Here is a 24,818-nt window from a genome sequence, read left to right on the forward strand (position 1 = left end):
CATCACGCACGCACTCGGGGGTCGAGTGCGGCGTGCAGCGTGTCGGCCAGGAACCCGGAGGCCAGGATGGTCACCGCGGTGAAGAGGTTGACCGCGACCACCGCGTTGATGTCGTTCTCGTAGATCGAGCTGATGAACCACTCGCCCATCCCGTGCCAGCCGAAGATCACTTCGGTGAAGGTGGCGCCGGTGAAGATGCCCAGGATGTTGTAGGCGAAGAGGGTCGACATCGGGATCACCGCGGTCCGCAGCCCGTGCTTGAGCAGTGCCTGGCGGCGGGTCAGTCCCTTGGCCTCGGCGGTGCGCAGGTAGTCCGAGCCGAGCACGTCCAGCATCGTGCTGCGCTGATAGCGGCTGTAGGTGGCGATGCCGGTGAGCGCCAACGAGAGGGTGGGCAGCAGCAGGTGGACGCCCCAGTCGGCCAGGTGGGCGCCCAGGCCGCCGGCCAGTCCCGGGGTCTCGTATCCGGTGAAGTTGATCAGCTGGTGTCCGGAGGCCTGGTTGACGGCGATCGCGCCGTTCTTCAGGAAGAGCGCGATCAGGAAGACCGGCGAGGACAGCAGCACGAACGAGAAGATCGTCAACGCCCGGTCGGAGAACCGGTACTGGCGCACCGCGCCCCAGGCGCCGGCGGCCACCCCGAGCACCGTGCCGAGCAGGCTGCCGATCACCAGTAGCCGCAGCGAGACCCAGAGCCGGCGGCCGAAGTCGGCGTTGACCGAGGCGTTGTGGATGCTCTGGCCCAGGTCGCCGTGGACCAGGCCGTCCGCCCAGTGCCCGAAACGCACCACCACGGGCGTGTGGTCGTTGATGCCGAGCGCGGTCAACTGCCGGTCCACCGAGGCGGCGGACGGGCGGGGCGTCTTGTTCTCGAAGTACGACCGGGGGTTGAGCGCGGCGCTGGAGAGCGCGTAGGCGAGGAACACCGAGACGATCAGGAGGACCAGGTAGTAGGCGAGCCGCTTCGCCAGGTAGCGCAGCATCAGCGACGCCCGGTGGGGCGTCCGCAGGGACTCCCGATCATCATGACCAATTGCCTTCGCTCGATGGGTGTTCGGAGCAGCTTCGTGCAGCGGCATTCTCGAACCGACCGTTCGGCCGGTCAAGACCGTGCACGCGGCCGCTTCGGCGGGTTCGGCGAAGCAGCAGGTCAGAGTCTTGCAGTCGGTTGCGGACAGGGTGTTTCCGCTGTGTTGCCCCCTGTTGCGATTCGATCAGGAGTGAACACGGGCCTCTGGTCGGGGAACTGATCCGCTGTTACGTTCTGCTGGCTGGACACCCACTTGGCTGCCCACGATCAAGGCCCGTCACACCTTCGGGCGAGAAGTGCCCCCGACTCCTCAGGAGGGACCCTCCATGGATGCCACCACCACGCGGCGCGGCCGCACCCGTTCGCAGCTCGCGCGCACGCAGCTCACCCGCTCGCTGGTCGCGGCCACCGCGCTCGCCCTGGTGGTGACCGGATGCGGCTCAAGCTCGTCGAAGTCGGGCGGGAACGCCGCCCAGAGCGCGGTGCCCAGACTGAACGCCACGGACATCAACCCACAGCCGGTGGGCGCGCTGAAGCCGGGCGGTGAGCTGCGCGAGCCGCTGCAGCAGTGGATCGACCAGTGGAACCCGTACCAGGTGGACGGCACCTACGGCGACTCGGTGGAGATCATGAAGATGATCGAGCCGCTGCTCTTCCGGATCGACGCGAGCGGCACCTTCCAACCGGTCCCCGAATTCCTGCAGTCGGCGACCGTGGTCTCCACCTCGCCGCAGGTGGTGCTCTACAAGCTCAACCCCAAGGCGCGCTGGTCGGACGGCAAGCCGCTGAGCTACCTGGACTTCAAGGCGGTCTGGCAGGCCGACAACGGCAGCAACCCGGCCTACAACGCGGCCAGCACCAACGGCTACAACCAGATCAGCGACGTCGCGCAGGGCTCCGACCCGACCCAGGTCAAGGTCACCTTCTCGACCCCGTTCGCCGACTGGCAGAGCCTCTTCTACCCGCTGCTGCCGGCCGCCGGGATCTCCACCCCGGACGACTTCAACAAGGGCTGGGTCGAGAAGGTCCCGATCACCGGCGGGGCCTTCAAGATCGGCTCGCAGGACAAGTCGGCGCAGACCATCACGGTGGTGCCGGACCCCAACTGGTGGGGCGACAAGCCGGTGCTGGACAAGTTCACCTACCGGGCGCTCTCCTCCTCGGCGATCACCCAGGCCTTCCTGAACAACGAGATCGACTACGCCAGCGCGGGCAACGCCAACGCCTACGGCCAGCTCAAGGGCGACGCGGACGCGGTGATCCGCACCGCAGGACCGTGGGACGAGGTGCACATCTCCTTCGGCTCCAACGGCGCGCTGGCCGACCAGAGCGTCCGCCAGGCGCTGGGCAAGGCGATCGACCGCACGGCGCTGATCAAGGTGATGAGCCAGGGCGTGCCGGTCACCTTCCCGGAGCTGGGCAACCACGTCTTCATGACCAACCAGACCGGCTACCAGGACAACTCCGGCCAGTGGGGCAAGTTCGACCCGGCCGCGGCCGGGCAACTGCTCACCCAGGCCGGCTGGCAGGACGCGGGGGCGGGCAAGCCGCGCACCAAGAACGGGCAGCCGCTGGAGCTGCACTTCATCGTTGCCGCGGGCTCCTCGCAGCAGACCCTCGACATGACCGCGGCGGTGCAGAACATGCTCGGCCAGGTCGGCGTGAAGCTGGACGTCGACAAGGTGCCGGACAACGACCTGGACGAGAAGTACATCAACGTCGGCAAGTTCGACCTGGCGACCTGGCGCAACACCGGGTCCTTCCCGCCCTCGCTGATCCTGCCGTTCTACCAGCAGCCGACCGGTGACAACGTCTACCAGAACTTCTCGAAGCTGAGCACCCCGGAGATCGACAGCCTGCTCAAGCAGGCCGCCTCCACCCTGGACCCGGCGGCCGCCGCCAAGCTCTACAACCAGGCGGACGCCAAGATCTGGGAGCTCGGGCACACGCTGGAGATCTACCAGCGCCCGCAGGTGACCGCCTTCCGCAAGGGCTTGGCCAATTTCGGCGCCCCCGGGCTGGCGGACGTCGACTACACCAAGGTCGGTTGGCAGAAGTAGCGCGACGGAAGGGCCCCGGCCGGGGCGGCGGGCTGGTTGACGGAACGTCAGAGTACGCGCTGTCGGGCAGCGCGGTGATCACGAGGCCGGTGTGGCGCCGGACCAGGGGGATGTCCTCCCCCTCCGGAGCCGCGCCGGCCTTGACCTTCCGCGTTGCCCGCAGGACGCCTCTCTCGCCGTTCCATTGAGAGGAATGTATCGGGACATTCGGGGCGACCGCCGTGCGCGACACCCCAGGCGCGTGCCGGTGGCGACGCTGTCACCCGGTTCGCGCACTCCTTCGTCAACTCTCCTTGACTCCGGGTGGACCGACGGGCGGCTGGTTGCGCGGCGCAGGTGACGCTGGGCCGTGGCGTGCCGTCGCGGTGCGTGCGCTGACCACCGGCGACTGCCACGATCGGCCGGGGCGGGCGCGGCGCGTCGTGTCGCCGCAGTGCGCCTCGCGCCGTCGAGGCCGGTCGGGCCGCTCGGGCCGCCGAACACGCAGGGAGAGTCGCACCGATGACCGCAGGACCCGAAGCCGCCGAGCCGGCGCCCACCGCCGCCGACCCCGTGGTGCGGCGGATGGTGCCGCGCAGCCGGCAGGAGCCGCACCGCACCGCCACCTCGCTGGAGCTCTTCTTCGACCTCTGCTTCGTGGTCGCGGTCGCCCAGGCCGGGCGGCAGTTGGCGACCGCGCTCGGCGAGGGGCACCTGCGCGTCGCACTGGTCGGCTACCTGTTCGCCTTCTTCGCCGTCTGGTGGGCCTGGATGAACTTCACCTGGTTCGCCTCCGCCTACGACTGCGACGACGTGCCGTACCGGATCGCCACCCTGGTGCAGATCACCGGCGCGCTGATCTTTGCGGCAGGGATCCCGCGGCTCTTCCTGGACCGCGACTTCACCCTCGGCGTGCTCGGCTACGTGGTGATGCGGCTGGCGCTGGTCTCCCAGTGGCTGCGGGCCGCGCGCGGGGAGAGCGGCGCGGCCCGCTCGATGGCGCTCGCCTACGCGGGCGGCGTCGCGCTGGTGCAGGTCGGCTGGGTGCTGGTGCTGCTGCTGCCGAACTCGGTGATCCCCTGGGTGATGCCGCTGGGTGTGATCGCCGAACTGTCGGTGCCGGCCATCGCCGAGCGGCGGGCCCAGAGCCCCTGGCACCCGCACCACATCGCCGAGCGGTACGGGCTGTTCACCCTGATCGTGCTCGGTGAGACGGTGTCGGCCGCCACCGTCGCGATGCAGGTCGCGGTGGACGAGCACGAGGCGCTGGGCGAGCTGATCCCGATCGCGATCGGCGGCCTGCTGCTCTGCTTCGCGGCCTGGTGGATCTACTTCGCCGCGCCGATCCACCAGCACCTGCGGTCGAACCGGCAGGCCTTCCTCTGGGGATACGGCCACTATCTGATCTTCGGATCGGCGGCCGCGATCGGTGCCGGCTGCGAGGTCGCCGTCGAGTACGCGGTCGGCAAGGCGCACATCTCGGCCGCCGCGGCGACCGCTGCCGTCACCGTGCCGGCCGCGCTCTACCTGATCACCGTCTGGGCGCTGCACTCGCGGCACAGCAAGACCGGCGCCGCGCAGTGGGTGCTGCCGGTGGCCGCGGCTGCGGTGCTGGCCTGCACCGCGCTCGGCCGGTCGGGGGTGCTCGCGGCCGGGCTGGTCGCGACGGCGGCGGTGGCGGTGGGGGTGTGGCTGCACAGCCGGGAGCTGCCGGCCTGAGTTGCCGGTCTGAGTTGCCGTCCTGAGTTGTCGTCCTGAGTTGTCGTCCTGAGCCGTGTTGTCGGTGGCGCCTGCGAGGATGGTTCGCCCGCTCTGTCCACGCTCTGAGGATCCCCGGTGTCACTCGCCTCGCTCGCCGACCAGCCCTACGCCCACCTGCTCCAGCCGCACCCCGGCCCGCTGCGCCGCGACGAGCGCTACGACACCGCGCACTTCGAGGGCCTGGCGCTCGACGGCGTCCAGGCGGGCGGCACCCTCTTCCTGGAGTGCGCGTTCACCGACGTCTCGTTGACCGAGGTACGGCTGCGCCAGGCCCGGTTCAACGAGGCCTGGTTGGAGCGCTGCCGGCTGGTGGCCTGCGAGCTGGTGGAGAGCGAGTGGCAGGACGTCACCGCGCAGGGCGGGCTGTTCGCGGGGGTGTCGGCGTACGGCGCGCAGCTGCGCCGCCTGACGGTGCGTCAGTGCAAGCTGGAATCGGTCAACCTGCGTGGCGCGGTGCTGCGCGACGTGGTCTTTGAGGACTGCCAGCTGCGTGACGTGGACTTCGGCGGCGCGAAGTTGACCGGGGTGAGCTTCCCCGGCAGCTCGCTGGAGGAGGTCAGGTTCGCCGGTGCCACGCTGGCCAGGACCGACCTGCGCGGTGCGAGCCGGCTGGTGCTGCCGGACGGCCACGAGGGGCTGCGCGGCGCGCTGATCTCCTCTGCCCAGCTGATCGAGCTGGCCCCGCAGTTCGCCCAGGCGCTGGGGGTGCAGGTGCGCGACTAGGCCGACCAGTGCCGTCCTCCGTACCCGATCCGGCGAAGTGTCAGCTGCCCAGGGCCGCTGTCGCCGCCTGTACCTCGGTCGCCAGCGCCGTCCTGACCTTGGCCATGGCGGCGGCGTTCTCGTCGATCGCCCGCTGCTGGTAGGCGTAGTCGACCGTGTACCAGACGCCGACCACGTTCTCCTGATGCCGGCAGGCGCCGTCCGCCGTGGCCACCTGGAGCTCGTGCGGTGTGGGCGCGGCGGTGGTCGCCCACGCCGGGTCGCCCATCGCCGCGAGCGGATCGGCGTAGCTGAAGCCGGCCGTCTTCATGCACTGCGACCACCGGGCGAACACCGCCTGGGTGCGGGCGTCGTCCCGCGCCGACTGCAGCGTGCTGAGGTTGAGGTCGGAGGCGAACTGCGGGTCGCCGACCAGGCCTTCGGCCGAGCCGGTCAGCTGCTTGCCGGCCTCCCCGATGCAGCCGCGGTCCGGCACCTGCTGCCCGTTGACGGTCTGCCCGCCGGACCCGAACCGCTGCTTCGGGTCGGACGTTCCCCGCTCGGCCGTGGCCATCTGCGTGCTCATCGGCGGCTCCGCCGGCGGTTTGGTGGCGGGCTGGCCGCCGCCTTCGGGGTGGTAGCCCCAGGTGGCCAGCAGTGCGGTGCTCTGCCGCCCGTAGCGGCCGTCGATCCGGGTGGCGGGAGCGTCGCTGTCGCGGCCCGGGAGAACGGGTGCCGGCGGGGTGTAGCTGAATCCGAAACGCGTCATGCAGTCCGAGATGAGCCGAGCTTGTGCCTTCTCGACCGTGAGCAACTGCGCCGGGTTGAGCAGGTAGCCGTCGAGGGGCAGTGGCTTGTCGTTCGCCGAGTCGAGCACGGGTGTCGCCGGCAGCGAAGGGGGCGCCTCGGTGCTGGTCGGGGCCTCGGAGGCGTGGACCGAGGAGGCATGGTTCGAGTCGGCGACGGCACTCGCGCAGCCGGCGAGCAGCAGCGGCAGCGCGAGCAGGAGGGCGGCGGAACGACGCGAGCGGCTGGACACAGGTGTGTGGTCTCTCTCGGATCGGCGGCACGGGCGGTCTGGACGCGACCCGGTGGTCTCCGGCCCGATCGCGCGGGCCGGAGACCACCGGGTGTCAGGAGCCGTCAGGCAGGGCTCAGTTGAAGAAGCCCGCCGCGTCGTTGTTCTTCAGCGTGGTGTTCAGGTCGACGGTCTGCCAGGCCGGGATGGGCTGGCAGGCGTAGCTGCAGTTCTCGTAGCCGCTGTTGTAGTACACGGTGAAGGTGCCGCTGTACCAGCTGTCGACCGCCGCGGCGTGGTTCTTCACCAGCGTGCCGGCACCGGAGCTGCCGTTGTGGCCGGCGACGAACTTGGTGTTGGTGCCGTAGTCCGAGATGTTGCCGGTCTGCTCGAAGTACGCGCCGTAGCCGTAGTTGCTGGAGTTGTAGTAGAGGCAGACCATGGCCTGCGAGCTGTTGCAGTCGTACTGGATGGTGCTCGCCGAAGCCGTTCCGGCCGTCGCCAGGGCCCCGGTCGCGACGGTACCGGCAAGGGCGGCTGCGGCAAGAAGCTTGCGGATGCGCATGTCGTCTCCTCGTTCCACGTCACCGGCGTCTCCGGCGGCGTGTGCCCCATCGTGGTGATGGCCCGTAGCGCGGCGGTCGCTTCGGCGTAGCGCGGGCGGAGGCGCTCCCCGCTGTGACGGCGCCCTTGATCGCCGATCCGAAGCGGCCCGCAGTTCATCCGCCCGACGCTCGCTGACCCTTGAGCGAACAGTCCGACAAGCCTTGGTACCAGGCTCTAGCGCCTGCCGTCCGGCTGGGCCACGATGTGCGCGGCCCACGTTGTATGTACAACGCGGTACTGACGGCATGGACAGCACAACGTGCGGACAGGGCCTTTGGCTTCCGGCAGTCGCCGGAGTGCCGGCAGCCGCCAGCAGCGGCGCGACCGAAGGGTTTGGCGATCCGGATGACAGAGCTGAGTCGCAGGACGTTCATGGCCACCTCGGCCGGCGCGGCGGCGGGCGTCGCGGTGGCCGGGACGGTCGGCGCCGCGGCCGCGCCGGCCGCGACCGCCGCGGGTGCCGTCAAGGCGGCGAGCACCGCACAGCTCACCAGCACGGGCACCATCACCGACGCGCAGCACATCGTGATCCTGATGCAGGAGAACCGCAGCTTCGACCACTACTTCGGCACCCTGCAGGGCGTGCGCGGTTTCGCCGACCGCAGCGCGATCCAGATCGCCGGCGGCTACAGCGTCTTCAACCAGCCGAACAGCGCCAGCGCCCGCCAGTACCCCTGGGCCTTCAACCCGGCCAACACCGGGGCCGGTTCGAGCGCGGAGACCACCGCGCAGTGCAACGGCGACCTCTCGCACGCCTGGTCCGACCAGCACAAGGCGTGGAACACCGGCAAGATGGACTCCTGGGTGTCCGCCAAGGGCACCGTCCGCACGCTGGGCTACCTGCAGCGCTCGGACATCCCGTTCCACTACGCGCTGGCCGACAACTGGACGGTCTGCGACGCCTACCACTGCTCGGTGTTGAGCGCGACGGGCCCGAACCGCACGTACCACTGGTCCGGCATGATCGACCCGAGCGGCACCGCGGGCGGCCCGGCCTACGACGGCGGCGACGAGTCCGGCCTGAGCTGGCAGACCTACGCCGAGGCGCTGGAGAACGCGGGCGTCAGCTGGAAGGTCTACCAGAACGCGAGCGACAACTTCGGCGACAACGCGCTCGCCTACTTCAGCCAGTTCGCGAACGCCTCGGCGGGCAGCGACCTGGCGGTCAAGGGCATGGGCTCGGTGCCGAAGGTCACCGGCCGCACCCCCGACGACATCGCCGCCGCGATCCAGGCCGACGTGCTGGCCGGCACGCTGCCCCAGGTCTCCTGGATCGTCGCCGACCAGCAGTCCTCGGAGCACCCGTACGCCACCCCCGAGGACGGCGCGCACTTCGTGCACATGGTGATGGACGCACTGAACGCGGACTCCAACGTCTTCAACTCGACCATCCTGCTGATCAACTACGACGAGAACGACGGCTTCTTCGACCACGTTCCGCCGCCGGTCGCGCCCGCCGGCACCGCGGGCGAGTTCTACGGCTCGACCAACATCGGCATGGGCTTCCGGGTCCCACTGCTCGCCATCTCGCCCTGGAGCCGCGGTGGTTGGGTCAACTCCGAGGTCTTCGACCACACCTCGGTGCTGCGCTTCCTGGAGGTCTGGACGGCCGCCCAGGGCACGCCCGCCCAGTGCGTGAACATCAGCGACTGGCGGCGCGGCGTCAGCGGTGACCTCACCAGCATCTTCGACTTCACCAACCCGGTGTACGGGATGCCCTCGCTGCCCTCCACCTCGCAGACCATCGGCCTGAGCACCTGCGGCCCGCTCGGCAACCCCGCGCCGACCAACAACGCGCTGCCCGCCCAGGAGTCGGGCACCCGCCCGGCCCGCGCGCTGCCCTACCAGCCGAACGCCAACCTGGACCACCTGGAGCTGGACTCGTCGTCGACGATGAAGGTCTGGCTGAAGATGGACAACGGCGGCTCGCGGACCACCCACTTCGCCGCCTACGCCAACGCCCACCGCAGCGGCGGCCCGTGGCAGTACACGATCGCCCCCGGCAACAGCACCAGCGACTTCTTCAACTGCGGCAGCGGCTACGGCAACGGCGCCTACGACCTGAGCGTGATCGGCCCCAACCGCTTCCTGCGCCGCTTCCAGGGCGACAGCACCAAGGCGGGCAAGAGCCTGCTGGTGACCGCCTCCTACGCCACCGCCCCCGACACCGGCCAGCTCGCGCTCTGGTTCAAGCTGGCCAACAACGGCACCGCCCCGGCAACCTTCACCATCACCTCGAACCACTACCGCACGGACGGCCCGTGGACCTACACGGTCGCGGCCGGGCAGAGCGCGAGCGACTACTTCAACGCGGTCGCGAACACCAACGGCTGGTACGACTTCACGGTGACGGTCAACACCGACGCCACCTTCTCGCAGCGCTTCACCGGCCACCTGGAGACGGGCGCGGCGAGCGTCACCGGCTGACCGAACGCGGACGCGACAACACCAGGGCGGCCGTTCAGCCCGGAGCTCCGGAGCGAACGGCCGCCCTGACGATCCACTGCGCACGGAGCGGAGTCGTCCGGTCACTCGGTGACGGGAATCGTGCCGCCCTGCCGACGCGGGGGTATCTCGTACGGAGACCCCCCGGGCAAGCCATAAGATGCGTCGGAGACACTAGCTCGCCAGAGGACAATCCCGGTCCGGGTTCTGGGGGGCGACGTTCGCACCGTACAGTCATCCGATGGTGTTGCGCCTCTGTCGGTGCCGTCATGTCCCGAGTCAGATATCGCCGCGCGCAAGGTATGAGGGCTGCTACAGGATGACAGAGATTTTCAAGCGGCTGGGTGCTGGCCTCGTGCGCACCCCCAGGCGCCTCTGGGGAGTCGCCTTCATCGTGTTCTTCGCCCTGGCAGGCGCCTGGTCGATGGCCACCCCGATGATCGCCTCGCCGGACGAGCCCGCGCACATCGTGCGGGCGGCGGCGGTGGTCCGGGGCCAGTTCAACGGTCCCGAGGTCTTCCAGTGGCAGAAGGTCCACAACGTCGAGACGGCCAACTCGGAGACCGGGGCCCAGCTGCCGCAGTGGTACGCCGGTCTGCGCGACCTGAACCAGTGCTACGAACAGCTTCCCTGGAGGTCGGCGGCCTGCGCGCCGCCGGTCGGCAACTCGGAGAAGACCGTCCAGGTCAGCACCGCGGCCGGACGCTACAACCCGATGTACTACCTGGCCGTGGGCTGGCCGAGCCTCTTCTCCTCCGGCGACAGCACGATCTACCTGATGCGGCTGGCCTCCGCCGCCTTCAACGCCGCGCTGCTGGCGAGCGCGGTGGTCACGGCCGCGGAATGGCGCCGAAGGTCGCTCGTCATGCTCGGGTTGGTCACGGCAGCCGTGCCGATGACGCTCTTCCTCAGCGGTGTGGTCAACCCGAACGGCGTCGAGGCCACGTCCAGCGTGCTGGTGTGGGTCGGCATGCTCTCCCTGCTGATGAGCCCCGACCGGGCGCTGCTCAAGCGGCGACTCCTGCGGGTCGCCGTCGCAGGCGCGATCCTGGTCAACGTCAGACCGTTGGGCATGGGCTGGCTCGGCGTGGCGCTGGTCACCTCGGCGCTGGTCGCCGAGCGCGGGGCGATCAGGCAGCTGCTGCGCGAGCGGGCAGCCTGGCTCACAGGCGGAGCGCTGGTGGTGGCGTCGGCCCTCGGCATGGTCTGGGCACAGACCCACCCGGACCACAGCTACCTGAGTGTCGTCCAGCACTACGGGCCGATGGCCGCCGCCAAGGTGGTGATCGACAGCACCCCCGGCTACACCGACCAGATGATCAACGACTTCGGCTGGCTGGACGCCTCCGGGCCGGCGGTCACCCTCTGGTTCTGGATCGCCATCGCGGTCCTGCTCTCGCTCCTCGCGCTCTGCTTCGGCAAGCTGCGCGAGTCGGTGGGCCTGCTGGGGATCTACGCCGGCATCATCATGATCCCGGTGGCCGCGCAGGTCATGGAGATCAACTCGGTCGGACTGATCTGGCAGGGCCGGTACACCCTGGCCGTCGCGGCCGGGCTCCCGATCCTGGCCGCGATGACGTGCGCGAAGCGGGCACCGGAGAGCAGCCTTCCGTGGCGCCGGCTGGCCATCATCTGCGGCACGGTGCTGACCGGCATCAACCTGCTCGCCTTCTTCTGGGTGCTGCGGCGCTACGTGGTGGGAAGCGGCCGGAGCCTGCTGACTCACTCGGCCGCCTGGAACCCGCCGGGCACCTGGATGCTCTGGTTCGTGCTGTACGCGCTGGCGCTGGGCGCAGAGCTGGTCATACTGATGGTGCCCGAGCGCAAGGTCGGGGACGGCGCCCACGCCGAGAGCGAGGCGGAGCCCGGCGGCCGCACCCACGCGCGGCGGTTCCTGGTACGCAACTAGCACCGAGTCGGCGCACTCCGAGCAGCCCCCGCTCTCCTGAGAGCGGGGGCTGCGGCGTGCTCGCCGCCTTGCCCGGATCCTGGCGCGGAGGAGTTCGGGGGCTCCTCGGACATGCCCCGCTGAAGTGCCGCCACCGCTGCGGCGGGCGGCGCGACCCCGGCGATACGTCGATGACGGAGGATCAGCTCGGCACTCACCTCACCTACCTCTCGCGCGAGGAGCACCATGGACACGAGCCGGTTCATCCGCCGAATAGCCGCCGGGGCGGCGACGATCCTGACGGCTGGTCTGCTGTCCTTCACCGGCCTGTCGGCCGCATCCGCCGCTGCGCCCACCGGAGCGGGCGTGGCCGCGCTCGCGGCGGCCAATGTGGGCAAGAGCGCCGGCACCTGCGCCAACACGCCGACCACCAACACCCTTGGGGGCGCCCAGTTCGAGACCAGCTGCAGCGGCGGCGGCTCGGGCGGGCCCGAGTACTGGTGCGCGGACTTCGCGCAGTGGGTCTGGGCGAACAGCGGGTACTCGACCGTCGGCCTGAACGCCGGGGCCGCGAGCTTCCAGCAGTACGGTCAGCAGAACGGCAGCCAGCACACCGACACCGCCTACCGTCCGCAGCTGGGCGACGCGATCGAGTACGCCAGCACCAAGGACTCCGCGATCCACCACGTGGGCCTGGTGACCGCGCTCAACGCCGACGGTTCCGTCACCACCGCCAACGGTGACTGGAACGGTGACCCGAGCACCACCACCATGGCGGCCTGGGCGGTCAGTTCCCAGGTGGTCTCGATCACCATCCCCGCGAGTGCGCTGGCCGTGGGCAGCGAGCCCAGCAGTGTGGACCCGGCCGACGGCTACTACATCGCGGGCTACACCACACCGGTGGTCGCGAGCAGCAACCCGTACACGCCCACCGCCGCCTGCGGCACCGGTTTCAGCGTCATCGACGCGCACAGCCTGGGCGGGGCGAAGGTCTACCTGCTCTACAACGGCTCGACGCAGCAGAACTGCGTGACCACGATGGTGAACACCCCGACCGGTCCGGTGCCGCTCAACGCCACGCTCAGTGTCCAGGGCGGGGCGAGCGCGAGCGATCCGGGCACCTACACCTACTACGCCGGGCCCGTGAAGCTGGCCGCCCCGGCCGCCTGCGTCATGTGGGGCGGCAGCTACCAGGGCACCACCTGGACCAGCGGGTGGAGCCACTGCGGATAGACCCTGCCTGGCCGAACGTGCCACGGAAACCCGTCGAGCTCCGGCCCGGCCGCGCCTGCGGCCGGGCCGGGCCCGTTCCACGGCAGGCACGACAAGCGAATTGACGGATGGTCACGGACCCGTCGAAGCGGCACGCGGGATTCGCGGGTGCGGACCGAAAGCACCACATCACCAGACCAAGTCGGACATCGGAGCTGCACATTGACTGGAATTGATTGATCGGCGTGACCGCCGGCGCCCGAACAACTGGAGCACCACTACAACGTTAAGTGGATCAGCGCCGCCGCGGTCCGGCGGGCGGCGACTGATGACGGCCATTGGTGTCAAGGGGGTACACGAGTGGAGTTCGCCATCCTCGGACCGATACAGGTTCTGGACGACGAAGGCGTTCGCGCGGTTCCAGCGGCGAAGCAGCGCATCCTGCTGGCGACGCTGTTGACGCGCAGGGGGCAGGTGGTTCCGAGCGGTCTGCTGGCGGAGATGGTCTGGGACGGGCAGCCACCACGCAGCGCGGCCATCACCCTGCGCAACTACGTGATGCGGCTGCGGAGCGCGCTCGGTGCGGCCGGTGGTCGCATCGAGACGCTGGCCGGCGGCTACCGGATCAACATCGAGGCCGAGGAGTTCGACGCCCAACGGTTCGTGCTGCTGCGCGACCGAGGTGTCGCGATGCTGCGGGAGGGTGCGTTCGGGCGCGCGCTCGAACTGCTCGACCAGGCGCTGCGGTTGTGGCGCGGTCCCGCGCTGGTGGACGTCCCGTCCGACCGGCTCCAGCTCGAGCAGGTGGACCGGCTCACCGAGGGCCGGCTGGACGCCCTGGAGGCGCGGTTGGAGGCCGAGCTGAGGCTGGGCCGCAGTTCGGCGGTGATCGCCGAGCTGCGGCTGCTCACCGCCGAGCACCCCGGGCGGGAGCGGTTCTGGGCGCAGCTGATGACCGCGCTGTACGGCAGCGGACGGCAGTGCGAGGCGCTCGCCGTCTACCGGGAGGTTCGCGCCATCCTGGCCGAGGACATCGGGGTCGAGCCCGGCAGCGAGCTGCGTGAGGTGCACCAGCGGATCCTGCGCGCCGACGCCGGGTTGGCGGAGCAGTGCGGCCGATCCAGACAGGTCGCAGGGCTCCAGACCGGGCTCCTGGCCGGTGACGAGGAGGCAGTCGCGCCGCCACTGTCGATCGACGGGCTGAAGGTGACGCCGTTTCAGGTACCGCCGCAGGAGCCGGGGTTCGTCGGCCGGATCGCCGAGACCGCCGAGCTGGTGGCGGAACTGTCCCAGGAGACCAGGGACTCGCCCTGCGTGGTGGTCGTCTCGGGCCAGCCAGGCGTCGGCAAGAGCGCGTTGGTCGGGCGCGTCGCCCGCCTCGCCCGCTCCGCCGCGCCGGCCGGCACGCTCTTCGCCGACCTGCGCGGCACCGACCGCGACCCCGCCTCGCCGCGCTCGGTGCTCCGCGCTTTCCTGCTCACCCTCGGCGTGCCCGCCGAGGCGATCCCGGCGGAGACGGCGGAGCGCACCGCGCTGTACCGCTCGGTACTGGTGGGCCGGCGGGTGCTGGTGGTGCTGGACAACGCGCGGGACGGCGCGCAGGTGCGCCCGCTGCTGCCGGCCGATCCGGCGAACGCGACGCTGATCACCAGCCGCAGCCGGCTCGCCGACCTGATCGGGGCCCGGCAGGTGGAGCTGGAACCGCTGACCGGTGACGAGGCGCAGTCGCTGCTGAGCCGGATCGTGGGCCCGGAGCGACTGGCCGTCGACCCGGCGGCTGCCCGGACGCTGGCGGCGGCCTGCGGACGGCTGCCGCTCGCACTGCGGATCTGCGCGGCACGGCTGTCCGCCCGGCCCCTGTGGACCGTTCGCTACCTGGCCGATCGGCTGACCGACAGTTGTCGCCTCTTCGACGAACTCCGCCTGGGCAGCCTGGACGTACGCGCCGCCCTGACCCTCAGCCACGACGCCCTGGACCCTGCCGCCGCACGGGCCTTCCGCCTGCTCGCCCAGCCGGACGTCCCCGCCTTCTGGACCGCCACGGCCGCCGAACTGCTGGACCAGTCCGAGCGGGAGGCGGAGCGGATCCTGGAAACCCTGCTGGACGCCCACCTGATCTCCGCGCTCGCCCCGGACCGCTACGGCTACTCGGACCTCCTGCGCGCCTTCGCCCGCGAGCAGTGCCTGCGCTGGGACTCCGCGCAGGAGCGGTCCCGGGTGCTGGCGCGGGCGGAGCCGCGACGAACCGGTGAGCGGCGCCAGAGCACGTCGGCGGTGCTGCTCGAGGTGGTCGACGGTCGCGCGTACGCCTTCCGCTCGCGGTCCCACCTGCCGCACCGGGAGACGGCGCTCGGCTGACGGGCGGAGGTGACAGGCCGATAGCCCAGCTGTCTGAGGTGGGCATTAGAGTCCGCTTATGATTCGTACTGATCGTCTGTCAGCTGTCGCCCTCGCCGGTCTCTTTGCCTTCCTCGTCACCGGTTGCGGACCCACGACCAACCCCGCCCCGGCGAACGCGGCCCAGCCGGCGCCCGCCACCACCGCTGCCGGTACAGTGGCGAAGCCGTCCGACCTGCCTGGTGCCAACATCGGCGGCAGTGGCACCATCAGCCTGTCCGGGGGCGCCAGCGGCTCCTACCACTTCACCACGGTGGCCTGTCTGGGCGAGAAGTCCCCGTCCGGAAAGCTGACCATGTCCGCCGCGGTCGGCAGCCCTGGCAGCGGGACTGCCGCCATCATCGACTTCGACGGGACCGGGAAGTTCACGCTGACGATGACCGTCGCCGGTGCCACCCCCTCGATCTGGCAGGGCCAGTCCGCAGTCGGCGCAGCGGCCAACCGCACCGTTGACACCGTCAAGCTCACCGACCTGCCTATCACCCAGATGACCGGCGGCACGGCCAAGGCCAGCGGCACCCTGACCTGTTCGGGGACGCAGGCGATGAGCTGATCCCTGTCGGACCTCAGGCGGTGTCGAGGTCTCCGGCGGCGGTGCTGCGGGTGAAGGCCTGCCAGGCGTCGGTGGTGAAGACGAGGGCGGGGCCGTGGGGGTCCTTGGAGTCGCGGACGGGGACGGCGCCGGGGATGTTGGGGGCGACCTCGATGCAGTTGCCGCCGTTGTCGCTGTGAGAGGACTTGAGCCAGGTGGCGCCGGAGAGGTCAGGGGTCATCGGGAGGTCCTTTCGCAGCCTGCGGAGCAGGGCCTCCGCCGTGAGGTGATCGTACGCTCGGCGTCCGGGTTGTGACGGACTGTTGGATGAACTCAGACGGCCCCGACGCTCCTTGACGGAGTGTCGGGGCCGATCCGGGATGGGAAGCGTTCAGACGGCGCCGAGGTCTCCGGCGGCGGTGCTGCGGGCGAAGGCCTGCCAGGCGTCGGTGGTGAAGACGAGGGCGGGGCCGTGGGGGTCCTTGGAGTCGCGGACGGGGACGATACCGGGGAAGTCGGGGGCTACCTCGACACACTGGCCGCCGTTTCCGCTGTGGCGTGATTTGACCCAGCGGGCGTTGGTCAGGTCGATGTTCATTGAATGTCCTTCCGAACGGCGCGGATCTTGGCCAGGGAAGCCCCTGTGGACAGTGACTCCACTTGCAGCCGATCGTAGTCTCTGTCCCGAGCTGAGACGATGTCACGATTGCGCTCCAGGTAGCCCCGCAGCTGAGACTCGGAGTAGCCAATGACCGTACGGTCAGGCAGCGTCAGCAGCGTTAGCGGCAGGAGAAATGGGCGGTACTCCGCGAGGGTCAGCGGGGCGATCTGAATCGTGATGTACGGGCGGCTCGCCAACTCCTCGATGTGGTCCAACTGCCCCCGCATCACCGCCTGCCCGCCGACTGGGCGCATGAGGCAGCTCTCGTCCATGACGGCATGGATGATCGGCGGGGTCTTCTGTTCCAGCAGCCGCCGTTGCCGGGCAGCGAGATAGGCAATCCGTTCGTCTGCCTGGACCGGGGTGATGCTGCCGCGCTGCACGGCGGCTGTTTCGAGTGCCGCGGCGTATGCAGGGGTTTGAAAGATGCCCGGGATCACGCCGAGTTCGAACGTCCGAAGCCGCCGACACCGCCCCTCGCAGTCCGCGAACTCCTCGAACCCCTCCAGCAGTGCGGCGCGCGTGCACCTGCGCCACAGCTCGTAGAAGGCCTCGCCGGTCTCGAACACCTCGTCGGCTTTCACAGCGAATTTCCTTGTTGGAGGACGCTTCACTCCTTCGATGTACGAGACCAGCGTGTTCGAGTAGCCCATCCGCTTGCCGGTCTGCACCTGGGACCAGCCCTTCGCCCTTCGTGCCCTGCGCAGTTCCGCCGCGAAGCGGGCAAAGGGCGATGACGATCCGTCAATCTCCGGCTCTTCCAACATCGTCTGCACCTTCCACTCGCGGATTTGGTCAACGTTCAACCCCTAGCGAGCGTAGCTCCGGATGCCGAACCTTGTAACTAGTCCGCTACGGAGAGGAACAGCCATGAACGCCCGCAGAGAACCCCCACCGACCCTCTACACCCCCCAGTCCGGGGAACTGGTCCGCGACGAGAAACACGGCCTGACCGGCCATTACATGGGCCCGGGCTACGGCAAGCGCCCCACCGTCTACCTCCGCCCGGTCGGCGGCGGCTGCGAGTGGGAGACCCCGGCCAGCGAGATTCAACCGCTGACCGGCGCGCCGGAGTTGCGCGCTGTTCGCGCCCCCGGCCGAGCGGGCGAGGCCACCGGGTGAAGCCCCCCGTCGCCCTGCCGCCCCGGCATCAGTGGCGGTTCGGGTGGTGCGCCTGCTGCGACCGTCAGACCCTGGTCGCACCGGGCCCACAGATCACCACCGACGGCGGCCCGATCAGCCTCCCCTACTGCGTGGACGGTTTCGAACGAGCCGGCCGCTACGTTCACCGCGCGCGGCTGCGCGGCTCGTACCGAGAACAGAGGAACCAGGAACCATGAGCACCGCCAACCCCGGCCCCACCCCCACCGACAGCCCCTTCGACCGCACCACCGCGCTGGCCGAGCTGCGTGCCCTCGGCCGGCAGCTCAACCGCCAGGCGGCCGACCGGACCGACGCCTCCACGGCCGAGCTGGACGCGACGCTCGAAGCGATGCGCGCCCTCCACGCCCGGATCATGGCCGACCTGGCCGACCTGGCCGGCCCCGTGGCTCCTCCTCCCGCCGGCGGACGTACGTCCGCCCGCGCCCCCGAGCCGCCTCGGTCCGCATGAACGCCCAGCACGCGACCGCACCCCTGGGCGTTCTGCTTGTACCGACGAACGCCGAGATCTCCCGCTGACGGACGATCACCCGATGACGATCAAGCCTATGACCGGCCCAAGCACCTCTGCCCGACGCCACACCAGCCCCTGTGGCCTCCGGAGTTCAGGATCTGCCCGTCACGCGCGGCGTATCCCGAACAGCCGCAGGCCGAGAGCGTCGGACGGCGGTCTGCCCAGAGCGTCATCGGCCGCGGACCGTGGTGGTCAACTGCTCGACCTGGCTCAGGTGGCGGGCCGCGCCGATGTTGTCCGCCAGTCGTCGGGCATGCCGTAGATGGTCGATGGCCTCGTCGCGTTCGCCACGGGCGAGGTGGGCCCTGGCGAGGTCGCAGCGTAGGCCGGCGGTCGCGCGTATGAAGGTCGCATCATTCTCGGCGAGCGCGTCGTACAGTTCGTCGAGAGCGGCGGCCTCGCCGAGGTGCACGAGTGCCCGGCCTCGCCAGCGGGCCAGCACGTTGTCGTTGAAGAAGATGCTCGGCATGTCAGGATCCCTGCAGGCTTCTCCCGGCGGGAGCAGTGCGGCGGCTCGGTCCAGAGCGCGCAGGCAGGCGTCCCGCCGGCCAGCGTATGCGAGCGTCTTGGCCGCTGCGGCGTGGAGCCAGGCCAGCTGCCGGGGAGACGCTTTTCCCCCCACGGTGTGGTGCGCTGCCTGGACGAGCTGGACGGCGAGGTCGGGTCGTGCCGACAGCATGTTGGCCTGTCGCGCCATCACGTCTGCCACGTATCGCGGGTGCTTCGATTCGAGGGCAGCGCGTCGCGCCAGTTCGCACAGCCTCCACGCGTCCTCGGCGGCGCCGAGATCCAGTGCCTGCGAGGCTGCGAGCGTGGCCGCACAGGCGAGTGCCTGCGCCACCGATTCCCGGGTGCCGGGCAGCATGGAGAAGCTCAGCGAGTGGTCCAGGGCAGCCACATGAGCCCGCGTCTGTGCCATCGAGGCGGCGGGTCCCATCCGGCGGTCGAGCGTGCGTAGGAGCTCGGTCTGGGCCAGGAAGGTGTCGACGGTGTCGGGAGTCAGGGTTGTGCCCCACGCGAGATTCCTGGCCAGTTCCCTGTCTTCGGCTGTACGGAACCGCGCGCTCCGTGTGTCGGTGATGTCAGCTGGCCAGGTCCGCGTGGCGTCATGACGAGGCGCGCTGCCAGGGGCTGAAGGAGTGGTGATCGCTGTTCGGGCCGCGGCGACCAGGAGTCGACGGCCGGCGGAGTCCAGGTCGAGGCCGGTGGCGATGTGGGCCACCGTCGTCATGCGCGGGTGCCGTTTCCCCGACTCCAGCATGCTGATCGCGTGTCTGGACACCCCCGACCGGTCGGCCAGCCCTTCCTGCGTCAAGCCGGCCCTCAGCCGGTACTCACGCAGGACCGTTCCGAACCGTGCTGCCACCTGGCCCCCCGACCACGCATCTGCGCACACCGTTGACCGGGGTGTGACCCCGTCAACTTGTCCATCGGAGCCGACTCTACGGATCGATACCGGCGAACGCCACAGCAGTGCAACACGAACGCCATGGAGCCCACCGCCACACCCGGCCAGGATGGTTCACACGTCGAGCAGGCGGTGGCAGTACCAGACGGCCCTTCAGAATCGGCAACACCAGGGTCGGTTCGCGGACACGGACCGCGATGACATCGCCGCCACGCCCGGACCTGTCCTGGACCACGCTTGCGGAGCTCCGCACCACCACGGTGCAGGAGCGCCCGCCAGGTGGGCGCGTTCACACCGGACAGGCGCCGCAGCCGCTCGGCCGTCACCGTCAACCAGCTGAATGGAGTCTTTCGTGCCCATCAACAAGACACTGCAACGCGTCGCCGCCGTCTCGCTCGTGGCCGTCGCCGCGGTGGCCGGCGCCACCGTCTCCGCGAGTGCTGCGGAGGGGAACTGGAACGTTACGGCATCATCCACGTGTGTCGCCACGGAGCAAGTTCAGTTGATCAACGGGCACGACTACATGCAGGTCGACCCCAACAGCAACGGCGGGGGCTGCCAGTTCGGCATCTGGGACTGGAACAACTCCCGCTGGGTGTACGGCCCGACCACCTACGGCGGCCTCTCCGGCTGGTACTACGACGGCCCCGGCTACAACATGTCCGTCTGCGCCCAGGACGGCGGCGCGTGGGTGTGCGGCCCGGCCAACTGACCCGGCGCACACCGGCGCAGCTGTAAGGCGAGGAGGGCCCTCACCGTCATCGACAACCGTCGGTGACGGTGAGGGCCCTCGTGGGGCGTTCCCTTTCCAACGGCACCACGCGCCCGTGCGAGCGCACAGCGGCGCTCCAGACGTTCCGGGCCGCGCCTACTACGGGGAAGGCGGACGCCTCCGCTACCGCCGGCTCCTGCCCCCGATCGTTCCTGCCGGCCCACGGGCTAGCCTCCAGCGATCCTCTTGCGCTCTACTGCCAGGTCGCGGTGTCGGGGTCGATGCCGTGGGCGCGCGCGTTGGCGTCGACGATGCGACGGAACCAGGTGGCAAGGCCGGCGCGGATGCCGTCGTAGTGGGCGGCGAATCCGGGATCGGCCTCGTACTTGCGGCCGAGACAGACCTGCATCTGCCGGGTGAGGGGAAAGTACGAAGCGAAGACCTCGCGGTGGCGCTCGACGAGTTGATTCGCCTGCGGGCTGCCAGGTGTGACGCCGGCGTCCATCGCGTCCCCGAGGGCGCGGTCGAAGTCGGCCATGGCGTCGGTGATGGCCTGCCATTCGTCCGGACCGCGAGAGGCCGAGCCTTCGGCGTACTGCAGCCACTGCGTCGTGTCTCCGTAGCGCTGACGGGCTTGGGCGGGCCAGTCCGGGTTCCACTGGGGGCCGAAGACCGCGGCCTGCTGCTCGACGGTCAGCAGCAGGCCGCGCTCGTGGGCGTCGATCATCCGATCCAGTCCGGCGCTGAGCTGCTGGAGGCGGTCGATCCGCTCAGCGACCTGGGTGCGCTGCGCGCGCAGTGCGCCGGGCACGTCCGCGGTCGCGTCGTCCAGGACGGCCCGAATCCTGTCCAGGCCGAGACCGAGCTCGCGGTAGACGACGATGCGGTGCAGGCGTTCCAGGTCACCGGCGGTGTAGAGCCGGTATCCGGCAGCCGTGCGCAGTGACGGTCGCGCCAGATCGATCTCATCCCAGTGGTGCAGCGCGCGGACTGTCACGCCCAGACGCGTCGAGACCTGACCGACGGTCAGGCCATCGGCGTCAGTGGCATCAGGCATGTTCCGCATTATCGCCGCGACTGTCGCCGCGACCGAGATCCGGCGGGGTGATCCCGACGGCAGCGAGGTTCCGCGCCGCCTGACTGGCCGGATCGAAGGGCTTCGCCGCGGTGAAGACGATCCGTGCGTTCTCGGGGGTGGTCACCGCCACGTCGCGGGTGTTCCAGGGAGTGTCCCGTGGACCGTCGACCGAGTCCGGGCGCACTGCACGACAGGCCTCGACCACGGAATCGACCTGGCCGAGCACGCACGCGAAGCTGAAGCTCATCGCCGGCGGCTGCTCGGGAACGCTCGGCGCCGAGACGAGGAGTACGTCCTGGAACGCCCACCGGCGCAGATGCACGAGCGTGCCCGGGATGCTGAACAGCTCGAAGAACCCGAGCCCACGAGTCCAGAAGTCCACCGACGCCGCGAAATCGCTCGTGGGGATCGTCACGAACGCGGGCATTCCGTAGATGCCGTGGAACGGCTCCGGCGGGACCGCATCCGGGCCGGGGGCGGGCACGGGACTCATCGCGAACGCGTTGTAGTAGTCGCTCATGCGCCCACCCTCAGGCCTCACGCAACGTGAGGGTCAAGCCCGGCGCGCTGACTGGCACTGGCAGGGGCAGGCAGCCGCCGCCGCTGCTGTCCATACTCGAACCCAGGAAGAGCAAGCCGCAGTTGGGGCGGTTCCTGTGGACGCTTTCCGAACACCTCTGAATTCCGCAAACCTATGAATGGAGACACCATGCCCACGCTCTACACCACCGAAGCACTCTCGACCGGCGACGGCCGCAACGGCGAGGTCCGCACCGCCGACGGGGTCCTCGACGAACTCCTCGCGGTCCCGAAGGAGATGGGCGGCCCGGGCGGCGACAAGACCAACCCCGAGCAGCTCTTCGCCGCCGGCTACGCCGCCTGCTTCCACAACGGGATGCGGCTGATAGCGGGTCAGCAGAAGCTCGAGCTGGGCGAGTCGACCGTCAAGTCCACGGTGAGCCTGATCACCCTGGACGACGGGGGCTTCTCGCTGGAGGTGGCGCTGTCGGCGCACCTGCCCGGCCTGGACCAGGCCACGGCCGACCAGCTCGTGGAGACCACGCACCAGGTGTGCCCGTACTCCAACGCCACCCGCGGGAACATCTCGGTCACCCTGGTGGCGACGGTCTGAGCCTGGGTCGCGCCGGGAGGCAGACTGGGCGGGTGGATCCTCGATGGATGTTCCCGGACCTGGACGAGGCCGGAGTGGTCACGGTGGGCGAGGTGTTGGCGGAGGCGGACACCCGACTGCGCGGGCTCGCGCGGCGGTTGGGGGTGCGGGGTGGTCTGCGGACCAACCCGGCCCCGATCACGGGGATGCCGTACGCCGGTGAGCTGTACGGGTACTTCCGGCTCGCCGACGCCCGGTTCGGCGCGATGGTCTGCGTCGACCGAAGGTGTGGCAACGACCTGCGGTTCGGGCCGCCGTGGCTGGTCGGCGCGGAGATCGAGGTGCCGTGCCGGTACGGCGAGGAGTGCACGGGGCACCAGGTCGCCGCGTTCTCGGACGGATACGTCGAGTACCGCGAGCCGGTCGCGGCGGTGCGGGGGCTGGCCGAGGCGAGCGCATGGCTGGTTGAGAGCGCGGTGGCCCGATCGCCCGCCGGGTGGCGGGTGCGGAACACTGAGCAGTGCGGCGAGTAGGGGGAGGCGCAGGTGGGTGAGGCGTCCGGGGAGTGGACGTTGCTGCGTGGCGGGCAGTTGGTCGGCTCGGTAGAAGTCGACCAGCCCGACTTCGCGTGGTCACCATCCCGGTTGGACACCTGATCCACAGTGCGGCACCGGAGGTGTTCGCGGAGGCGGTGTCGGCGTTCCTGCCGGCGCAGTGAGCCGCGTCAGTCGGCCAGCATCAGCTGGAGCAGGTCGCGCAGCGCCTCGCGCTGCTCGCCGGTCAGCGGCTCCAGGGGGTGCGAGGCGAACGGCATCCGGGCGCGCAGGTCGGCGATCACGCTCAGGCCGGCTTCGGTGGCGGCGACCAGTTTGACCCGGCGGTCGCCCGGGCTGGGGCGGCGTTCGGCCAGGCCGCGGGTCTCCAGGCGGTCCACGACGGCGGTGACGTTGGACGGCTCGGCGTGCAGGTGGTCGGCGATCCGGCGCATCGCGACCGGGTGTTCGGCGGCGATCAGCGCCTTGGCCTGCAGCGGGGTCAGGTCGTGCGGGGTGGCGGCGGCCTCGGACTCCTGGGCGTAGCGGCGGTTGATCGCGGCGAAGAGGGCCACGACCTGGGCGGTCAGTTCATCCGATGGCATGGGGCCAGTCTACCGAGATGCTTGACAATCGAAAACATCTGGTTGCATAGTTATCGAGACGGGTAGTTATGAAGCATAAGTAAGTGCAGCGAAAGGTCCACCCATGCGCACCGTTCTGATCACCGGCACCTCCTCCGGCATCGGCCTGGCCACCGCCGTCGCCGCCGCCCAGGCCGGCTGGCGGGCCGTCGCCACGATGCGCGACACCGCCAAGGCCGGCGCCCTGATCGCGGCGGCCGAGGCCGCCGGGGTGAGCGAGCTGGTCGAGGTGCGGGCGCTGGACGTGACCGACCCGGCCTCGGTGGCTGCCTGCGTGGCGCAGATCGCCGCCGAGCACGGCCGGCTGGACGCGGTGGTCAACAACGCGGGCGCCGGGCACGTCGGCACCATCGAGCAGGAGAGCGTCGAGGACGTCCGGGCCGTGATGGAGGTCAACTTCTTCGGCGTGGTCGAGGTGACCCGGGCCGCACTGCCGCTGCTGCGCGAGAGCAAGGGCCGGCTGATCTCGGTGACCAGCGTCGGCGGCGTGATCGGCCAGCCGTTCAACGAGGCGTACTGCGCGGCCAAGTTCGCCGTCGAGGGCTTCATGGAGTCGCTGGCGCCGGTCGCCGCGACCACCGGGGTGAGCGTGAGCGTGGTGGAGCCGGGCGCGGTGGCGAGCGAGTTCGTCGCCAACGTCGGCCTCGACCCGCAGGCGGTGGCCGCCGCCGGTCCGTACGGCCCGGCCCTGGCCACCTACCTGGACCGCACCCGCAACGCCTTCGCCAACGCGCAGACCCGCGAGGGCGCGGCCGCCGCGATCATCGAGGTGCTGACCGCCGAGAAGCCCGCCTTCCGGGTGCAGACCTCGGACGCCGCGCGCGGCTTCACCGCCGTCAAGCTCGCCGACCAGGACGGCTCGGCGGTGCAGGGCCTGACGGCGGGCTGGGTGGCCTAGGGTCTGTACGGCGGATCTTTCCGGGCCCGCGACGCCGGGCGCCCAACGCCGCGGGCTCATCCGAAAAGATCCGCCGTACAGGCCCTAGTCGGCGCTCCCCGGGGTAGGAGCCCCAGTGCGGTGTCAGGGTCGCCGACATGCGGGGCCGCCTGAGCGGTGACATGTTGGTGGCAGCCCATTGTCGGACGAACCGCGAGGAGGAGACATGGGCATGATGGACAAGCTCAAGGGCATGCTCGGTGGCCACAGTGAGAAGGCGACCGACATGGCGTCCGGCGCGAAGGACCGCGCGATGGACGCCGGGCAGGAGGCTTCCGACAAGGCCCAGGAGCACCTGCCGGGCCCGGCGGCCGACGCCCTGGGGAACATCACCAACCGCGGCCAGCAGGGCGTTGACGACGGCCAACAGGCGGCGTCGGACATGGAGAGCGAGGGCGGCCCCGAATGGGAGCGGTGACCCGCTGACCA

At 70.2% G+C, this 24,818-nt stretch carries 25 protein-coding genes; 15 read left to right on the forward strand and 10 right to left on the reverse strand.

All coding sequences use genetic code 11. The features are described from left to right. Positions 1-2 precede the first annotated feature (2 nt). The gene (locus P3T41_RS25055; RefSeq protein WP_280692525.1) at positions 3-983 is read right to left on the reverse strand and encodes an ABC transporter permease; all 981 of its coding nucleotides are present in this window, start codon (positions 981-983) and stop codon (positions 3-5) included. Between the two features lie 373 nt (positions 984-1,356). Here P3T41_RS25055 and P3T41_RS25060 point away from each other — a divergent pair, with 373 nt between their 5' ends. The 3 genes from P3T41_RS25060 (at position 1,357) to P3T41_RS25070 (ending at position 5,553) form a co-directional block, all read left to right on the forward strand. Continuing rightward, positions 1,357-3,090 (forward strand): ABC transporter family substrate-binding protein, encoded by a 1,734-nt coding sequence (locus P3T41_RS25060; protein ID WP_280692527.1) that lies wholly within the window; start codon positions 1,357-1,359, stop codon positions 3,088-3,090. 501 nt (positions 3,091-3,591) lie between these two features. Next, a complete protein-coding gene (locus tag P3T41_RS25065) occupies positions 3,592-4,788 on the forward strand; it encodes a low temperature requirement protein A (protein WP_280692529.1) in 1,197 nt (398 codons plus the stop codon). Between the two features lie 117 nt (positions 4,789-4,905). Continuing rightward, the gene (locus P3T41_RS25070; RefSeq protein WP_280692531.1) at positions 4,906-5,553 is read left to right on the forward strand and encodes a pentapeptide repeat-containing protein; all 648 of its coding nucleotides are present in this window, start codon (positions 4,906-4,908) and stop codon (positions 5,551-5,553) included. A gap of 40 nt (positions 5,554-5,593) precedes the next feature. Here the strand turns inward: P3T41_RS25070 and P3T41_RS25075 are convergent, their stop codons facing one another. Then, positions 5,594-6,571 carry a hypothetical protein gene (locus P3T41_RS25075; RefSeq protein WP_280692533.1) on the reverse strand — a complete coding sequence of 326 codons (978 nt, stop codon included), beginning with the start codon at positions 6,569-6,571 and terminating at the stop codon, positions 5,594-5,596. A gap of 115 nt (positions 6,572-6,686) precedes the next feature. Next, positions 6,687-7,115: a hypothetical protein gene (locus tag P3T41_RS25080; protein ID WP_280692534.1), complete on the reverse strand. Its 429-nt coding sequence runs from the start codon at positions 7,113-7,115 to the stop codon at positions 6,687-6,689. Positions 7,116-7,501: 386 nt separating this feature from the next. Between P3T41_RS25080 and P3T41_RS25085 the strand changes: the two genes are divergently transcribed. From P3T41_RS25085 to P3T41_RS25105, 5 genes are all read left to right on the forward strand, one after another. Continuing rightward, positions 7,502-9,583 (forward strand): phospholipase C, phosphocholine-specific, encoded by a 2,082-nt coding sequence (locus tag P3T41_RS25085; RefSeq protein WP_280692536.1) that lies wholly within the window; start codon positions 7,502-7,504, stop codon positions 9,581-9,583. Positions 9,584-9,956: 373 nt separating this feature from the next. Next, positions 9,957-11,510, forward strand: coding sequence for a DUF2142 domain-containing protein (locus P3T41_RS25090; RefSeq protein WP_280692537.1), 1,554 nt, complete (start codon positions 9,957-9,959; stop codon positions 11,508-11,510). Positions 11,511-11,735: 225 nt separating this feature from the next. Further along, positions 11,736-12,722 (forward strand): CHAP domain-containing protein, encoded by a 987-nt coding sequence (locus tag P3T41_RS25095; protein WP_280692539.1) that lies wholly within the window; start codon positions 11,736-11,738, stop codon positions 12,720-12,722. A gap of 339 nt (positions 12,723-13,061) precedes the next feature. After that, positions 13,062-15,059 carry a BTAD domain-containing putative transcriptional regulator gene (locus P3T41_RS25100; RefSeq protein WP_280692541.1) on the forward strand — a complete coding sequence of 666 codons (1,998 nt, stop codon included), beginning with the start codon at positions 13,062-13,064 and terminating at the stop codon, positions 15,057-15,059. Between the two features lie 58 nt (positions 15,060-15,117). Further along, positions 15,118-15,651, forward strand: coding sequence for a hypothetical protein (locus P3T41_RS25105; RefSeq protein ID WP_280692543.1), 534 nt, complete (start codon positions 15,118-15,120; stop codon positions 15,649-15,651). A 13-nt stretch (positions 15,652-15,664) separates the two neighbouring features. Here P3T41_RS25105 and P3T41_RS25110 read toward each other — a convergent pair whose 3' ends face one another. The 3 genes from P3T41_RS25110 to P3T41_RS25120 all read right to left on the reverse strand — a co-directional run bounded on the left by P3T41_RS25110 (position 15,665) and on the right by P3T41_RS25120 (position 17,097). Further along, positions 15,665-15,871 carry a DUF397 domain-containing protein gene (locus P3T41_RS25110; RefSeq protein WP_280692545.1) on the reverse strand — a complete coding sequence of 69 codons (207 nt, stop codon included), beginning with the start codon at positions 15,869-15,871 and terminating at the stop codon, positions 15,665-15,667. Positions 15,872-16,021: 150 nt separating this feature from the next. Further along, the gene (locus P3T41_RS25115) at positions 16,022-16,228 is read right to left on the reverse strand and encodes a DUF397 domain-containing protein (protein WP_280692547.1); all 207 of its coding nucleotides are present in this window, start codon (positions 16,226-16,228) and stop codon (positions 16,022-16,024) included. Then, the gene (locus tag P3T41_RS25120; protein WP_280692548.1) at positions 16,225-17,097 is read right to left on the reverse strand and encodes a helix-turn-helix transcriptional regulator; all 873 of its coding nucleotides are present in this window, start codon (positions 17,095-17,097) and stop codon (positions 16,225-16,227) included. The genes P3T41_RS25115 and P3T41_RS25120 overlap by 4 nt, the downstream gene beginning before the upstream one ends. 64 nt (positions 17,098-17,161) lie before the next feature. Here P3T41_RS25120 and P3T41_RS25125 point away from each other — a divergent pair, with 64 nt between their 5' ends. Beyond that, entirely contained in the window at positions 17,162-17,413 is a 252-nt protein-coding gene (locus P3T41_RS25125; protein ID WP_280692550.1) for a hypothetical protein, read from the forward strand. A 214-nt stretch (positions 17,414-17,627) separates the two neighbouring features. Continuing rightward, positions 17,628-17,903, forward strand: a complete 276-nt coding sequence (locus P3T41_RS25130; protein ID WP_280692552.1) for a hypothetical protein — start codon at positions 17,628-17,630, stop codon at positions 17,901-17,903. Between the two features lie 232 nt (positions 17,904-18,135). Here P3T41_RS25130 and P3T41_RS25135 read toward each other — a convergent pair whose 3' ends face one another. Then, the gene (locus tag P3T41_RS25135; RefSeq protein ID WP_280692554.1) at positions 18,136-19,332 is read right to left on the reverse strand and encodes a helix-turn-helix transcriptional regulator; all 1,197 of its coding nucleotides are present in this window, start codon (positions 19,330-19,332) and stop codon (positions 18,136-18,138) included. A 394-nt stretch (positions 19,333-19,726) separates the two neighbouring features. On the opposite strand from P3T41_RS25135, the gene P3T41_RS25140 reads away from it, so the two are divergent. After that, the gene (locus tag P3T41_RS25140) at positions 19,727-20,086 is read left to right on the forward strand and encodes a hypothetical protein (protein WP_280692556.1); all 360 of its coding nucleotides are present in this window, start codon (positions 19,727-19,729) and stop codon (positions 20,084-20,086) included. A 253-nt stretch (positions 20,087-20,339) separates the two neighbouring features. Here P3T41_RS25140 and P3T41_RS25145 read toward each other — a convergent pair whose 3' ends face one another. Continuing rightward, positions 20,340-21,143, reverse strand: a complete 804-nt coding sequence (locus P3T41_RS25145; RefSeq protein ID WP_280692558.1) for a MerR family transcriptional regulator — start codon at positions 21,141-21,143, stop codon at positions 20,340-20,342. Beyond that, positions 21,136-21,684 carry a VOC family protein gene (locus tag P3T41_RS25150; RefSeq protein WP_280692560.1) on the reverse strand — a complete coding sequence of 183 codons (549 nt, stop codon included), beginning with the start codon at positions 21,682-21,684 and terminating at the stop codon, positions 21,136-21,138. Before P3T41_RS25150 ends, P3T41_RS25145 begins: the two co-directional genes overlap by 8 nt. 189 nt (positions 21,685-21,873) lie before the next feature. Between P3T41_RS25150 and P3T41_RS25155 the strand changes: the two genes are divergently transcribed. Continuing rightward, positions 21,874-22,296, forward strand: coding sequence for an organic hydroperoxide resistance protein (locus P3T41_RS25155; protein WP_280692562.1), 423 nt, complete (start codon positions 21,874-21,876; stop codon positions 22,294-22,296). A gap of 47 nt (positions 22,297-22,343) precedes the next feature. After that, positions 22,344-22,808 carry a hypothetical protein gene (locus P3T41_RS25160; protein WP_280692564.1) on the forward strand — a complete coding sequence of 155 codons (465 nt, stop codon included), beginning with the start codon at positions 22,344-22,346 and terminating at the stop codon, positions 22,806-22,808. A gap of 191 nt (positions 22,809-22,999) precedes the next feature. On the opposite strand, the gene P3T41_RS25165 is transcribed toward P3T41_RS25160, so the two are convergent. Continuing rightward, on the reverse strand, positions 23,000-23,413 hold the full coding sequence (locus P3T41_RS25165; protein ID WP_280692566.1) for a MarR family transcriptional regulator: 414 nt from the start codon (positions 23,411-23,413) through the stop codon (positions 23,000-23,002). 103 nt (positions 23,414-23,516) lie between these two features. On the opposite strand from P3T41_RS25165, the gene P3T41_RS25170 reads away from it, so the two are divergent. Beyond that, on the forward strand, positions 23,517-24,350 hold the full coding sequence (locus tag P3T41_RS25170; RefSeq protein ID WP_280692568.1) for an SDR family NAD(P)-dependent oxidoreductase: 834 nt from the start codon (positions 23,517-23,519) through the stop codon (positions 24,348-24,350). 205 nt (positions 24,351-24,555) lie between these two features. After that, positions 24,556-24,807 (forward strand): hypothetical protein, encoded by a 252-nt coding sequence (locus tag P3T41_RS25175; protein WP_280692570.1) that lies wholly within the window; start codon positions 24,556-24,558, stop codon positions 24,805-24,807. Positions 24,808-24,818 lie beyond the last annotated feature (11 nt).

The organism is Kitasatospora sp. GAS204B (genome assembly GCF_029892155.1).
Lineage (GTDB): Bacteria > Actinomycetota > Actinomycetes > Streptomycetales > Streptomycetaceae > Kitasatospora.

Excerpts from the sequence above, each read along its gene's own strand:
- P3T41_RS25175 (WP_280692570.1), top strand. The coding sequence starts at position 24,556 with ATGGGCATGATGGACAAGCTCAAGGGCATGCTCGGTGGCCACAGTGAG.
- P3T41_RS25130 (WP_280692552.1), top strand. The coding sequence starts at position 17,628 with ATGAGCACCGCCAACCCCGGCCCCACCCCCACCGACAGCCCCTTCGAC.
- P3T41_RS25145 (WP_280692558.1), bottom strand. The coding sequence starts at position 21,143 with ATGCCTGATGCCACTGACGCCGATGGCCTGACCGTCGGTCAGGTCTCG.
- P3T41_RS25060 (WP_280692527.1), top strand. The coding sequence starts at position 1,357 with ATGGATGCCACCACCACGCGGCGCGGCCGCACCCGTTCGCAGCTCGCG.
- P3T41_RS25065 (WP_280692529.1), top strand. The coding sequence starts at position 3,592 with ATGACCGCAGGACCCGAAGCCGCCGAGCCGGCGCCCACCGCCGCCGAC.
- P3T41_RS25170 (WP_280692568.1), top strand. The coding sequence starts at position 23,517 with ATGCGCACCGTTCTGATCACCGGCACCTCCTCCGGCATCGGCCTGGCC.
- P3T41_RS25080 (WP_280692534.1), bottom strand. The coding sequence starts at position 7,115 with ATGCGCATCCGCAAGCTTCTTGCCGCAGCCGCCCTTGCCGGTACCGTC.
- P3T41_RS25150 (WP_280692560.1), bottom strand. The coding sequence starts at position 21,684 with ATGAGCGACTACTACAACGCGTTCGCGATGAGTCCCGTGCCCGCCCCC.
- P3T41_RS25160 (WP_280692564.1), top strand. The coding sequence starts at position 22,344 with ATGTTCCCGGACCTGGACGAGGCCGGAGTGGTCACGGTGGGCGAGGTG.
- P3T41_RS25155 (WP_280692562.1), top strand. The coding sequence starts at position 21,874 with ATGCCCACGCTCTACACCACCGAAGCACTCTCGACCGGCGACGGCCGC.
- P3T41_RS25095 (WP_280692539.1), top strand. The coding sequence starts at position 11,736 with ATGGACACGAGCCGGTTCATCCGCCGAATAGCCGCCGGGGCGGCGACG.
- P3T41_RS25105 (WP_280692543.1), top strand. The coding sequence starts at position 15,118 with ATGATTCGTACTGATCGTCTGTCAGCTGTCGCCCTCGCCGGTCTCTTT.
- P3T41_RS25115 (WP_280692547.1), bottom strand. The coding sequence starts at position 16,228 with ATGAACATCGACCTGACCAACGCCCGCTGGGTCAAATCACGCCACAGC.
- P3T41_RS25125 (WP_280692550.1), top strand. The coding sequence starts at position 17,162 with ATGAACGCCCGCAGAGAACCCCCACCGACCCTCTACACCCCCCAGTCC.
- P3T41_RS25165 (WP_280692566.1), bottom strand. The coding sequence starts at position 23,413 with ATGCCATCGGATGAACTGACCGCCCAGGTCGTGGCCCTCTTCGCCGCG.
- P3T41_RS25110 (WP_280692545.1), bottom strand. The coding sequence starts at position 15,871 with ATGACCCCTGACCTCTCCGGCGCCACCTGGCTCAAGTCCTCTCACAGC.
- P3T41_RS25055 (WP_280692525.1), bottom strand. The coding sequence starts at position 983 with ATGCTGCGCTACCTGGCGAAGCGGCTCGCCTACTACCTGGTCCTCCTG.
- P3T41_RS25085 (WP_280692536.1), top strand. The coding sequence starts at position 7,502 with ATGACAGAGCTGAGTCGCAGGACGTTCATGGCCACCTCGGCCGGCGCG.